Source organism: Mycolicibacterium obuense (assembly GCF_055397605.1).
The window spans coordinates 715197-730032 of record NZ_AP043663.1 but is presented as its reverse complement, the minus strand read 5'-3'; the positions used below and the strand labels follow the sequence as shown (position 1 = coordinate 730032).

Here is a 14836-nt window from a genome sequence, read left to right as displayed (position 1 = left end):
CGGTCGTCACGCGTCGAGAACGTAGATGGCGCCCGTGGCTCCGTCGACCTCGATGAGCGTGCCGGTGGACAGGCGGGTGGCGCCGCGCGCATCGACGACGCACGGGAAGCCGAACTCGCGAGCGACGACGGCGGCGTGCGACATCGGGCCGCCGAGCTCGGTCACCACGGCAGCGGCGTATCCGAACGCCGGGGTGTAGCCGACGTCGGTGACCTCGGCGACCAGCACCTCGCCGGGCTGCAGGTCGTCGATGGTGTCCGGGCGCACCACCCGTACCCGGCCCCGGACACGTCCACCACAGATCCCCAGACCCTGCAGTTCGGTCCCCGCTGCCAGTGACGCCGGCGCGGTCGGCTGGGCGTCCCACCGTCCGCTGAAGGCCGGCGGCGGCACGATCGCGGTGAGCCGGGCCTGCTCGGCCCGGCGCCGAGCCACGGACGTCGCGGCGTCGGGCAGGGGGGTGTCGAGCTCGTCGACCAGCAGGTAGAAGACGTCTTCGGGCTCTGCCAGCACTCCGGCGGCCGTCATGCGGCGGCCCTTCTCCCGTAGCAGTCGGCGTAGCAGCCAGATGGCACGCACCATCTTGTCCCGTCGATCTTCGCGGTCGCGTAATTGCCGCGCCGCCAGCGCGGCGACCGGGCGGACGTGCGGCGCCACCGCTGTGGGTTCCGGAGGAACGTCCTGCTCGGTGTCCAGCGTGCGGGTGACGATGCGCAGCAGAAGAGCGGGGTCGTCGGCATAGGTCGGTGAGCTCATCTCGACCTCTGCCGGACCGCGGTGGCCGATGCGGTGCAACTCGTCGGTGAGCGCACGGTGGAAAGCCGGTGCGCGACGCTCGATCTCAGCGAGGTCGAGGACAGGGCCGTGCAGCAGATCGGCCACCTCGGGGTCGCGCCGGGCGATCGCGGCGAGCCGGCGGATGGCGTCGACCGACCGGGCGCTGGCCACCTCAGGGCCGGCGGGCGGCGTGGTGTCGCGGCCGGTGAGCAACCGCAACAGCACACTGTAGGCCGAGCAGAGCATGATCGACGCCGACGCCAGCACCCAGCCGTACACCACGAGGTCTCGGCCGCGACGGATCAAATCGGACAGCTGCGGCTCTGTGACAACCAAAAGGTCTTGCTGTACTTCGGCTTCGAAGGCATCGACATCGGCGACGAAGTCACGGGTGTCCCGCACCGAGCCGGCAGAGAGCCCGACGAGGTTACCGCCGAACACCCCGACATTGCGCAGCTGGGCGAGCATCCCGGCACGACCGGCAGGGGGTGCTTCGGACCCGAAGATCGGCAACTGGTGCACGGTGCGGCCGAAGAACTGGCCGAGCACCAGCATCGGATCGGTGAACGGCACCGTCTGGGCCATGAAGTGTGCCGACGTGACCGCGGCGTACAGGCGGTGACCGAACACACCGACTGTGCGGGCGGCGATCTCGCGTTCCACCACACCGCCGGGGCGCAACTGCCGGGCGATGGTGACTCCCCCGGCGCGGGCGCCGAGCACCGTCACCGAGGCCGACGACGGGGTGAATGGACCCGGCAGGGCCTCGGACAGGTTGGTCGCGACGAACGCGGGAAAACGAGGGTCGATCGGGGTGTCGAATTCACCGTTGCCGCCCACAGGGCCGGTGAACACCGGCAGCACCCCGTCCGAGGCGGGGCAGTCGACGGCCGGAATGTCGGCCGTGCGCACCCGCGGCAACCGCCACGGCGCGTTCCAGACACGGCCTCCGATGGCGATGCGACCGCGCACGGCCAACGCGGTGTCGGCGAGGCATGCCGGCGCCGACCACGCGACCGGGCGCTGCGCGGCATCGAGCACCGGGCAGCCGAGAAACCACTGCGCGAGAGTGTCGCGGCGAGTGGTCCGGGTGGTCGAGCGGCCGAGCGCTTCGGCGATCTCGGCGGGTGTCACGGGATCAGGAGCGGCGAGTTCGATTGTCCCACTGATCTTTTCCGGGTCCACCACCGCCTCGACGAGAATGCGTAGCACGTCGTCGACGTGGACGACCGACTGCGGCGACCCACCGCCGGCAGGCAGCGCTCGCCGAGCCAACAGCAGGACGAGGCCGTCTCCGAGATCCCGTCCGAGCACCAGGCCCGACCGGCAGACCACCGCATCGGGAATCCGCGCGCGCAACAGCTCCTCGTCTCGGCGACGCCGGGGACCGCTGTAGGCGAACACGAAACGCCCGACACCGACAGCCGCGTCGACAGCCTGGGCGAGCGACGCGTCGTCCGGGCCGTCGAGCCCCGTGCAGTGCACCACGACGTCGGCGCCGCGCAGGTCGGCGTCACCGTCGACCTCATGGCCGGCGGTGCGCAGGCGGGCCGCGAGCAGCCGGCCCACCACCGTGTCCGATCCCGAGATGACGATCCTCATCCGTCGCGTTCTACTCGTCATCATCGTCGAATGCACTGAGCAGATCATCGAGATCCATGTCGGCGATGGCCTCTTCGCGCGTGGCACCCGTCGAGGAACCGTCTTCGTTCGCCATTCCCAGCAGCAGGTCCAGAAGGCCTGCCTGCCGTAGCCGTTTCACCGGGATCGACGCCACCGCCTCGCGGATCTCCTGGTCGTCGAGCTCGACGGCGGGAGCGGAATCCTCGACCTCCTCGACCAGTTGGCTGTGGAAGAAGCCGGCGATGGCGGCCGGGGTCGGATAGTCGAAGATCAGGGTCGGCGACAACGTCAGGCCCGTCGCGGCCTTCAGTCGGTTGCGCAGTTCCACCGCGGTCAGCGAATCGAACCCGTGGTCGTGGAACGCCAGGTCGGGCGCGATCGACTCCGGGGTCGGCAGGCCGAGCACGGTGGCCATGTGGGAGCGCACCAGATCCAACAGCACGCCCTGCTGCTCCTCGACGGGAAGGCCCGACAAGCGCTGCGCCAGAGCAGATCTGGACTGTGCAGCGGCGAGTGCATCCCCGACCTGACGGCGTGCCGGCCCCGCGATGAGCGTGGTGAACATCGGCGGCAGCGTGCCGGCGGCAGCCTTCGTGCGCAGTGCGGCGCGGTCGATGAGGGCCGGCACCAGATACGGTTCGTTCACCACCAGCGCGGTGTCGAGCAGTGCCAGGGCGTCGGCCACCGTCATCGCCAGGATGCCGTCGCGGCCCAGGCGTGCGATGTCGGCATTCTCGAGGTGGCCGGTCAAACCGCTGGTCTGATCCCACAGCCCCCAGCCCAGCGAGATCGCAGGCAGCCCCGAGGCGCGGCGGCGGGCAGCCAGCGCGTCGAGCGTGGCGTTGGCCGCCGAATAGTTGGCCTGGCCGGAGGCACCCACCAGACCCGCCATCGACGAGAACATCACGAACGCCGACAGGTCATATCCCTTGGTCAGCTCGTGCAGGTGCAGTGCCGCATCGGATTTCGCCCGCAGCACGGTGTCGATGCGCTCCGGAGTCAGGGATGTGACCACCGCATCGTCGAGCACCGCCGCGGTGTGGAAGACCGCGGACAGCGGCCTGCGGTGGTCGATGTCGGCCAGCACCTTCGCCAGGGCATCGCGGTCGGACACGTCCGCGGCCACCACCCGCACCCGCGCGCCTGCCGCTTCCAGGTCTGCCACCAGGTCGTCGGCACCGGGTGCGGCCACACCGCGGCGCGACACCAGCAGCAGGTCGCGCGCCCCGTGCCGATCGACGACGTGACGGGCCACCGCGGCCCCCGCCATGCCCGTGCCACCGGTGATCAGCACGGTGCCCGCCGCCCACGCGTCGGGCATCGCCATGACGACCTTGCCGATGTGGCGGGCCTGGCCCAGATAGCGCAGGGCCGCCGGAGCGCGGCGGATGTCGAAAGGTGTCACGGGCAGCGGGCTGCACACCCCCTCGTCGACGAGGACCTGCAGGCCGTCGAGGATGCGCTGCACGCCGGGCGCGCCCGCCTCGAAGAGGTCGAAGGCGCGGTAGGTCACTCCCGAATGGGCCGCAGCCACCGCATCGGCATCCCGGATGTCGGTCTTCCCCATCTCCAAGAACACCCCGCCACGCGGCAACAACCGCAACGACGCATCCACGAAATCCCCGGCCAACGAATCCAACACCACATCCACACCACGACCACCCGTGGCCGCCAAGAACCGCCCCTCGAACTCCAACGACCGCGAATCACCGATGTGATCATCATCGAAACCCAACGCCCGCAACGTCCCCCACTTCCCCCGAGACGCCGTCGCAAAAACCTCCAACCCCCAGTACCGCGCCAACTGCACCGCAGCCAACCCCACCCCACCGGTCGCGGCATGAATCAACACCGACTGACCCGGCCGCACCTGCGCCAACTCCCGCAACCCGAAGAACGCGGTCGCGAAACCCACCGGGAACCCGGCCGCCTGCGGGTAACCCCAGCCCTCCGGCATCGGGAGCAGCAACCGCGCATCGGTGACCGCAAGGGTCGCGGTGCCCTCGGGGAACAGGCCCATCACCCGGTCGCCGACGGCCACTGCTGTGACGCCAGTGCCGATCTCGGTGACGACGCCCGACGCCTCGATACCGATCGCACCGTCTCCCGGGTAGACCCCGAGCGTCATCATGACGTCGCGGAAGTTCGCCGCGATCGCCCGGACGGCCACGCGAACCTGGCCGGCCGGAAGGGGTTGCGCCGCGACAGATTCGAGCACCAGGTTTTCGAAGGTGCCGGCTTCTGAGACGCCCAGCCGCCACGGACCGTCGGTGGGCGGGGTCAGCACGGCGGCTCGCGTCGGCAGCACCCTGGCCCGATGCAGCACACCGCCGCGGAGCACCACCTGCGGTTCACCCGTGGCCACGATCGCTGCGGCATCGAGTGTTTCACCGTCACCGTCACTGTCACTGTCCACGAGCACGATGCGCCCCGGATGTTCGGTCTGTGCGGCGCGCACCAGACCCCACACCGCCGCGCCGGACAGGTCGGTGACGTTCTCCCCCGGCAGCGCGATCGCACCGCGGGTGTGCACCATCAGGACGGCCGTCGACGCGTCGGTCAATAAGCTCTTGAGACGCTCGAGCGCACGGTGGGTCGCGATCGGCGAGAACGCGAGATCTGTTGCCGTCGCTGTTGCGTCGTAGGGGATCACATCCGTTTCCGGCGCGGACTGTCCCGCGTCGGGCACGGGCGACCAGACGACCTCGAACAGCTCGGCGCCACGACTGCCGCCGACCGCGGCGGCCAATTGCTCGGCGGTGACGGGCCGCGCCACCATCGACTGCACCGACAGCACCGGCAGACCGAGGCCGTCCGCGAGGTCGATCGACACGGCGTTGGGGCCGCTCGGCGCGATCCGCACTCGCAGTGCGGAGGCACCCGAGGCGAACAGTCTCACCTTCTGCCAGGAGAAGGGCAGTGCCAGCTCGTCACGTTCGGCGGCCACCAACACCGCGTGCAGCGCACTGTCCAGCAGCACGGGGTGTACGCCGAACCCGTTGGCGGACAGATCGTTCGGCAGTGCGACCTCGGCGAAGATCTCCTCGCCCCGGCGCCACATCGCCCGCAGCCCGTGGAACGCCGGTCCGTACTGGTAGCCGCGCTCGGCGAGATCCGGATAGGTCTGCGCGACATCGACACTCGTGGCCGCCGGTGGCGGCCAGGCCGACAGCTCGACGGCCGGTTCGACGGTCGCCGAGCTCAGGATGCCCTCGGCATGCAGCATCCAATCGGCACCCTCGACGCCGTCATGGGAGTACAGCGACACCTCACGAACGCCGGCGGAGTCGCTGCCGACCACCACCCGCACCGCCGCTCCACCGGCCGGCAGCATCAACGGCGCGTGCAGCGTCAGCTCGTCGACGACGGTGCACCCCACCTCGTCGCCCGCGCGGATGGCGAGTTCGACGAAGCCGGCGCCGGGGAACAGCACCGTGCCCCCGACAGCGTGGTCGGCCAGCCACGGGTGGGTGGACACCGACAGCCGGCCGGTCAGCACCACGCCACCGCTGTCGGGGAGCTCGACCACTGCGCCCAGCAGTGCGTGGTCGGCTCGGGTCTGGCCCAGACCCACGGCGTCGGAGGCACTTCCGCTGCCGGACAGCCAGAAGCGGCGACGCTGGAACGCATACGTCGGCAGCTCGGCCAACTGTCCACCGTCGCAGACGGCACGCCAGTCGACGGCGGTACCGGAGACGAACACCTCGGCCAGTGCGTGCATCAGCGACCTCGCTTCGGCGCGGTCCTTGCGCATCACCGAGGCCGTGACGGGCTCGCTGTCGGCGAGGGTCGCGACGATCGACGCGGTGAGCCCGCTGGCAGGCCCCACCTCCAGGAAGCGGACGACCCCGGACTCGGCGAGGGAGCGCACGCTGTCGGCGAATCGGACGGGTTGGCGGACGTGCCGCAGCCAGTACGCGCTCGTGCCGAAGTCGTCCTCGGCCAGCGTTCCGGTGAGATTGGAAATGATGTCGATGTTCGGCGCCGACACTGGTATTCCCTGTGCGACAGTGGCGAATTCGGGCAACATCGGCTCCATCAGCGCCGAGTGGAAGGCATGCGAGACGGCCAGTCGGTGCACCCGCCTGCCATCGGCACGCAGGCGATCGGCCAGCGCAGTCACCGCATCCTCGGGCCCGGACAGCACCACCGAGTCCGGACCGTTCACCGCGGCGATGTCCACACCATCGGGCAGCACAGCTCCGATCTCAGCCTCGCTGCCGGCGACGGCGACCATCGCGCCGCCCGCGGGCAGCCGTTGCATGAGCCGTCCTCGGGCGACGACGAGGACCGCGGCGTTCTCCAGGGACAGCACGCCGGCGACGTGCGCCGCCGAGATCTCCCCGACCGAATGTCCCAGCACCGCATCGGGAGTCATGCCCCAGCTCTCCAGGAGCCGATACAGTGCGACCTCGACGGCGAAGAGCGCGGGTTGCGCATATTCGGTGCTGTGCAGCAGCTCGTCGTTGGTACCCCACATGACCTCACGCAGCGGCCGCAGCAGATGCCGATCGAGCTCCACGATCACGGCGTCCAGCGCCGCGGCGAACACCGGATGGGCCGCGTGCAGCTCGCGGCCCATGCCCAGTACCTGGGCACCTTGGCCCGGAAACACGAACGCCGTCTTGGCCCCTGGCCGGACCGAGCCGCATGTGTCCAGGTCGGAGAGGGCGCTGAGCAGCTCATCGCGGTCGGCGCCCACGACGACGGCACGCTGGCTGAACGCGGTGCGCCCGCCGAGGGTCCAGCCCACGTCGAGCGGATCGGCGTCGGGATGAGCGCGTAGGAAGTCGGCCAGCCGGGTGGCCTGACAGGTCAGTGCCTCAGGGGTTTTCGCGGAGAGCACCCAGGGCACGACAGGCGGCCGGGACGGCTCGGACTGGGTCGCGGCGGTTCGGGGTGCCGATTCGACGATGACGTGGGCGTTGGTGCCGCTGATACCGAACGACGACACCCCGGCGCGGCGAACGTGATCGGCGGGCCAGGGTCGCGGCTCGGTGAGGAGTGCGACCGCACCCGTCGACCAGTCGACGTGCGGGCTCGGAGCATCGACATGCAGCGTGGGCGGCATCGTCTCGTTCCGCATCGCCATGATCATCTTGATGACCCCGGCCACGCCGGCCGCGGCCTGCGTGTGGCCCATGTTCGACTTGATCGAGCCCAGCCAGACCGGCGAGTCGACAGGGCGGCCCTGCCCGTAGGTGGCCAGCACGGCCTGCGCCTCGATGGGATCGCCCAGCGTCGTGCCGGTGCCGTGGCCCTCGATGACGTCGACGTCCGCCGCTCCCAGGCCCGCGTTGGCGAGCGCGGCGCGCACCACGCGTTGCTGCGAGGGGCCGTTGGGTGCGGTCAGCCCGTTCGACGCACCGTCCTGATTGACCGCCGAACCGGCGACCACCGCGAGCACCGGATGTCCGAGGCGCTGCGCGTCCGAGAGCCGTTCGACGACGAGAACGCCACCGCCGTCGGCGAATCCGGTGCCGTCGGCTGCACCGGCGAAGGCTTTGCAGCGGCCGTCGGGCGACAGTCCGCGCTGCCTGCTGAACTCGACGAAGATGTCCGGCGTGGCGTTGATCGTGACGCCGCCGGCCAGCGCGAGATCGCACTCGCCGAGCCGGAGCGCCTGCACCGCCATGTGCAATGCGGTCAGCGACGACGAGCAGGCGGTGTCGACCGAGACGGCCGGACCCTCGAGGCCGAGCACGTAGGCGACACGTCCGGACGCGACGCTGGCTGCCTGGCCGGTCAGGCGGAAGCCCTCGGTGTCCGCAGCGGCCGCGCCGGCGACCACGCCGTACCCCTGGGCGATGATGCCGGTGAACACTCCGGTGGCGCTGCCGCGCAGAGCCGCCGGATCGAAGCCGCCGCGTTCCAGTGCCTCCCAGGACAATTCGAGGAACAGCCGCTGCTGCGGGTCCATTGCCAGCGCCTCGCTGGGCGAGACACCGAAAAAGCCGGCGTCGAAATCCGCTGCCTCAGCGAGGAAGCCACCCGTGCGCGAATACGTCTTGCCGGGTGCGTCGGGGTCCGCGTCGAACAGCTCGGCGATGTCCCACCCGCGGTCGGCGGGGAAGTCCGAGAGCACGTCGCGCCCGTCGGCGACCATCCGCCACAGGTCTTCCGGTGAGGCCACCCCGCCGGGGTAGCGGCAGGCCATTCCGACGACGGCGATGGGCTCGTCGATCACGGATCTCGCCGTGGGCGCCTCGACAGGTGCCGCCGGCGCGGCCCCGGCCAGCTCGGTCCGGATGTAGCCGGCCAGCGCGTCCGGGGTGGGGTAATCGAAGATGAGCGTGGGTGAGAGCGCCAATCCCGTTGCGGCCTTGAGGCGGTTGCGCAACTCGACGGCGGTCAGCGAGTCGAAGCCGTGCTCGGCGAAGGCCAGTGCGCCGTCGATCCTCTCCGGCTCGGTGGTGCCGAGCACCGTGGCCATGTGGCTGCGGAGCACGTCGAGCACCAGCGCCTGCTGCTCCGCCTCGGACTTGCCGGTCAGCCGCTTCGCCAGGGCCGACTGCGAGGTGGCCGCCGCGACCGAGTCGTCGACGCGGCGGCGGGAGCGGACGCTGGCCAGTTCGGCGAACATGGGCGGGAGCAGCCCCTGCGCGGACCGTGCCCGCAGCGCGGCGCGGTCCAGCCGCGCCGGGGCCAGAAGTGCCTCCTCGACGGTGAGCGCCGCGTCGAACAACGCCATCGCGTCCGCGGCGCTCAGGGCGAGCACGCCGTCGCGACCGAGCCGCTCCAGTGCGGCGGTCTCGAGGTGTCCGGTCATGTCGCTGGCCTGGTCCCAGAGCCCCCAGGCAAGGGAGATCGCCGGCAGGCCGGCGGCACGCCGATGCGCGGCCAGCCCGTCCAGGAACGTGTTGCCCGCTGCGTAGTTGCCCTGCCCGGGAGACCCCACCACCCCGGCCAGCGAGGAGAACAGCACGAAGGCAGCGACATCGGAGCCGAGCGTCAGCTCGTGCAGGTTCCATGCGGCGTCGACCTTGGCGCGCAGCACGGTGTCGACGCGCTCGGGGGTCAGGGAGCCGATCACCGCGTCGTCGAGGACGCCGCCGGCGTGGATCACCGCGGTCAGCGGTCCGTCGACACCCGCCAGCAGACCTGCGAGCTGCTCGCGGTCGGCAACGTCGGCGGCCACGACGCGCACACGTGCGCCCACCGCCTGCAGGTCTGCCACCAGCCCGTCGGCGCCCGGCGCCGCCGGGCCGCGCCGAGACACCAGCAGAAGATCGCGAACCCCGTGGTGGGCAACCACATGCCGTGCCACCGTCGCACCGGCCATACCGGTGCCGCCGGTGATCAGCACGGTGCCCGCCGTCCACGTGTCGGGCATCGTCATGACGACCTTGCCGATCTGGCGGGCCTGGCTGAGGTAGCGCAGGGCCGCCGGCGCCCGGCGGATGTCGAACGTGGTCACCGGAAGTGGTTGCAGCACACCGGCGTCGAACAGCGCGGAGAGCTCGACGAGGTATTCGGCCATGCGGGGGCGGCCGGGCTCGAAGAGGTCGAACGCGCGGTAGGTCACTCCCGGATGGGCCGCAGCCACCGCATCGGCATCCCGGATGTCGGTCTTCCCCATCTCCAAGAACACCCCGCCACGCGGCAACAACCGCAACGACGCATCCACGAAATCCCCGGCCAACGAATCCAACACCACATCCACACCACGACCACCCGTGGCCGCCAAGAACCGCCCCTCGAACTCCAACGACCGCGAATCACCGATGTGATCATCATCGAAACCCAACGCCCGCAACGTCTCCCACTTCCCCCGAGACGCCGTCGCAAAAACCTCCAACCCCCAGTACCGCGCCAACTGCACCGCGGCCAACCCCACCCCACCGGTCGCGGCATGAATCAACACCGACTGACCCGGCCGCACCTGCGCCAACTCCCGCAACCCATAGAACGCGGTGGTGAAGACGACCAGTACCGCCGCGCCCTGGGCGTCGGTCCAGCCCGCGGGCAGCGGCGCGACGAGCCTCTCGTCGGCGTGCACGAGGGTGCCGGTGCCGTCCGGGAAGAGTCCCATCACGCGGTCGCCGACGGCGAAGCGGGTGACGCCGGGGCCCACCTCGGTGACGACGCCGGCCGCTTCGCTGCCGAGCAGCGCGTCGTGGGTGAACATCCCGAGCGTGATCATGACATCGCGGAAGTTGGCGGCCACAGCGCGGACCTGTACGCGAATGTATCCAGGCGCCAGAGGTTCTCCCGCCAGCGGCACCGGCTCGAGACGCAGGTTGTCGAAGGTGCCCGCCTCCGCGATGCCCAACCGCCACGGACCGTCGGTGGGCGGGGTCAGCAGTCCGCGGTTCGCGGCGCTGGGAACCACCCGGGCCCGATGCAGCACGCCGCCGCGGAGCACGACCTGCGACTCGCCAAGGGCCAGCAGCGCCGCCGTGTCGATATCGTCGGTGTCGGTGTCCAGCAGGACGATCCGGCCGGGATTCTCTGTCTGCGCCGAGCGCACCAAACCCCAGGCAGCCGCCCCCGCCAGGTCCGTGACGTCCTCGCCCGGAAGGGGCACCGCGCCGCGGGTGACGACGATCAGCGGGCTCGGCGACGGGTCGGCCAGGTGCGACTGCAACCGGTCCAGCACGTTGTGCACCGTCGTATGCGCTTGCCCGATGGTGTCGGATACCGTTGCCGCAGAACGGATGTCGAGTATCTCAGCTGACCCGGCGGCCGCACCTGCCGGGGCCGTCACCGGCGCCCACTCCAGCGTGAACAGCTCGCCGCCGCTGTCGGCACCCCGAGCCGCCTGCAACTGCTCGGCGGTGACGGGGCGCACGCTCATCGACGCCACCGACAGCACTGGCAGACCCAGCGTGTCCGCCAGTTCGATCGACACCGCACGGGGGCCCGCCGGGGCGATCCGGACCCGGGCCGCCGAGGCTCCCGCGGCGTGCAGCGCGACACCGCGCCACGCGAACGGCAGTGCGAGGTCGCTGTCATCGGCGGCCGCGAGCAGGGCGTGGAGCGCGCTGTCGAGCAGCGCCGGATGCACACCGAAGTCGTCGGTCTTCAGCTCCTGGGGTGCAACGACTTCGGCGAACACCTCGTCACCGCGGCGCCAAACCGCCGTCAGACCCCGGAACGCCGGGCCGTACTCGAAGCCACGGGACGCCATGTCCTCGTAGGCTTCTGAGATCTCGATCGGGCGGGCCCCGGCGGGTGGCCACTGCGTCAGATCTGCCGAGGGCTCGACGGCCTGCGGGCTGAGCACACCGTCGGCGTGCAGGGTCCACACGGTGGCGTCGTCGGAGCAGGGCTTCGAGAAGACGGACACGGCGCGTCCCCCGCCCGCCGACGGTGCGCTGTCGACCACGACCTGCAGACGCACCGGGACGCCCGGGGTCAGCACCAGGGGTGCATGCAGAGCCAGTTCGTCGACCGTGGTGCAGTCGACGTGATCACCTGCGCGGACAGCCAATTCGACGAAACCTGTGCCCGGGAACAGCACGGTGCCGGCGACGGCGTGGTCGGCGAGCCAGGGCTGGTCGGACAGCGCGAGGCGGCCCGTCAGCACCACGCCGCCGGAGTCGGGCAGGTCCACGACGGCGCGCAGCAGCGCATGGCCGGTGTCGCCGAGCCCCAGCGCATCTGACGATGGGGCGCTCTCGTCGGTCAGCCAGAAGCGGCGCCGGTCGAAGGCGTAGGTCGGCAGGTCGACCAGCCGCCCCCCGGCACACATCGTCCGCCAGTCGACCGCCGCGCCGCAGACATAGGCGTAGGCGGCCGACGCCCGGAACCGGTCGATCCCGCCGTCGTCGCGGCCGAGGGACGGAATCACCGCCGGCACGGACGTGCTCGACGTGTCAGCGGCGGCGACCGTGCTCTCGACCGCTGCGATCAGGGCCGGATGCGGACTGGATTCGACGAAGAAGCGGTAGCCCGCGGCGTGCGCGCTGCGCACGGCCTGCTCGAACTCGACGGTCTGCCGGATGTTGCGGAACCAGTAGTCGGCGTCCAGAGATGTTGTGTCGAAGAGGCTTCCGGTGACGGTGGAGAAGAAGGCGGTACGGGTGCGTTGCGGCGCGATGTCGGCGAGTGCGTCGAGCAGTTCGGCGCGGATCACCTCCACCTGCGCCGAGTGCGAGGCGTAGTCGACGTCGATCCACCGGGTGCGCATACCCGTCGATTCGGCCTGCTGGACGAATTCGGACAGGGCGCCGCGATCACCTGAGATGACCACTGCGGCAGGACCGTTCACCACCGCAACACCGAGCTGATCACCGTAGGGCGCCAGCAACTCTCGCACGGTCTCGGCACTCGCGGCCACCGAGACCATGCCCGCAGGTCCGGTCAGTGCCACCAGCATCCGGCTGCGCAGCGCCACGATGCGGGCCGCGTCACGCAGGGGCAGCGCTCCGGCCACGTGCGCCGCGGCGATCTCACCCTGCGAGTGTCCGATCACGGCATCCGGATGGACACCCACCGAGCGCCACACCGCGGCCAGCGACACCATCACCGCGAACAGCACAGGCTGGACCACGTCCACCCGGTCGTATCCGGGGGCACCCGGGGCGCCGCGCAGGACGTCGGTGAGCGACCAGTCGACGAACTCCGACAGCGCGGCCTCGCACGCGGCGATCGACTCCGCGAAAACTGCTGAGGCGTCGAGCATTTCGGTTCCCATGCCGATCCACTGCGAACCCTGCCCCGGGAACACGAAGGCGGTCTTGCCCGCCGCGGCGAGCTCGCCGCGGACGGTCGCGGCGCCCTGCTCACCGGATGCCAACGCGACCAGTTCGGTGCGCAGGCTGTCGCGATCGGCACCGAGCGCCACGGCGCGATGAGCGAAGGTGGCGCGGCCGGCCAGCGTCCACGCGACGTCGACCGGATCGAGGTCGGGATGGCTTTCCAGGTGCGCCACCAGGCGAGCCGCCTGCGCCGACACCGTCGCGGCCGTGCGTCCGGACAGCACCCATGGGAGGGGAGCGGACGCAGGCGCGGGCGCCGCGGCACCCGCGGAAGACTCCGGTGCCTGCTCGATGATGACGTGCGAGTTGGTGCCACTGATGCCGAACGAGGACACCCCGGCGCGGCGGGGCCGCCCCATATCGGGCCACTGTTGGCTGTCGGTCAGGAGTGCGACCTCACCGGCCGTCCAGTCGACGTGCGGGCTGGGCGCGTCGACGTGCAGCGAGGCGGGCAGGACGCCGTGCCGCATCGCCATCACCATCTTGATGACGCCGGCCACGCCGGCGGCGGCCTGGGTGTGCCCCATGTTCGACTTGACCGACCCGAGCCACAGCGGCCTGCCGGGCTCGCGACCCTGGCCGTAGGTGGCCAGCAGCGCCTGCGCTTCGATCGGGTCTCCCAGCATGGTGCCGGTGCCGTGTCCCTCGACGGCGTCCACGTCGGCCGCTCCGACGCCCGCGTTGGCGAGCGCAGCCCGCACCACCCGCTGTTGGGACGGGCCGTTGGGCGCGGTCAAACCGTTGGACGCACCGTCCTGGTTGACGGCGATGCCTCGCACCACAGCGAGAACGGGATGCCCGAGCCGCTGGGCATCGGAGAGCCGTTCCAGCGTCAGCACGCCGCCTCCCTCGGCCCAGCCGACACCGTCGGCCGCACCCGCGTAGGGCTTGCACCGGCCGTCGGGCGCCAGGCCCCGGTGCCGGCTGAACTCGACGAAGATCGTCGGCGACGCGTTGACGGTGACCCCGCCCGCCAGCGCGAGGTCGCACTCGCCGGACCGCAAGGACTGGACCGCCATGTGCAGCGCCACCAGTGACGACGAGCAGGCGGTGTCGACGGAGACGGCAGGCCCCTCCAGCCCCAGCACGTAGGAGACGCGTCCCGAGGTGACGCTGGAGGTCATGCCGGTCAAGCGGTATCCCTCGATGCTGTCGGCGGCCATGCCGTAGCCCCCCGCGATGACCCCGGCGAACACACCGGTTGCGCTGCCCCGCAACGAGTTCGGATCCAGGCCGGCGTGTTCCAGCGCCTCCCAGGACAGCTCGAGCAGCATGCGCTGTTGCGGATCCATCGCGAGCGCCTCGCTGGGGGCGATGCCGAAGAACGCGGCGTCGAAGTCGGCCGCGCCGTCGACGAAGCCACCCGTGCGGGCGTACGCCTTGCCCGGCGCATCGGGGTCGGCGTCGTAGAGACCGGGCAGGTCCCAGCCGCGATCGGTCGGGAAGTCGGAGATGACGTCCCGCCCGTCGGCCACCATCGCCCACAGGTCATCCGGCGAATGGACGCCCCCGGGGTAGCGGCAGGACATGCCGACGATGGCGATGGGCTCCCCGGACCGCTGCATCAGCTCACGGTTCTTGGTCTTCAGCCGCTCGATCTGAAGCAGCGCTTTGCGCAGCGCTTCCGTGGCATGTTGGAGTTGATCGGCCATGGTGCGTGTCGCCTCACTGTCGGGGGTAGGGCGCTGCAGGAGTATGCATTCTGGATCCACCCGGGGTCAGCAACGCTGCGC

General features: G+C 70.8%; 2 protein-coding genes. Both read right to left on the bottom strand.

What is annotated here, in order from left to right:
- Window positions 1–6: 6 nt before the first annotated feature.
- Complete coding sequence (locus tag ACZ50N_RS03360; protein WP_464474639.1) at window positions 7–2379, bottom strand: PEP-utilizing enzyme; 2373 nt, start codon at window positions 2377–2379, stop codon at window positions 7–9.
- Window positions 2380–2389: 10 nt separating this feature from the next.
- Window positions 2390–14755 carry a type I polyketide synthase gene (locus ACZ50N_RS03355; RefSeq protein ID WP_464474638.1) on the bottom strand — a complete coding sequence of 4122 codons (12366 nt, stop codon included), beginning with the start codon at window positions 14753–14755 and terminating at the stop codon, window positions 2390–2392.
- Between the last annotated feature and the right edge of the window lie 81 nt (window positions 14756–14836).

Excerpts from the sequence above, each read along its gene's own strand:
- ACZ50N_RS03355 (WP_464474638.1), bottom strand. The coding sequence starts at position 14,755 with ATGGCCGATCAACTCCAACATGCCACGGAAGCGCTGCGCAAAGCGCTG.
- ACZ50N_RS03360 (WP_464474639.1), bottom strand. The coding sequence starts at position 2,379 with ATGAGGATCGTCATCTCGGGATCGGACACGGTGGTGGGCCGGCTGCTC.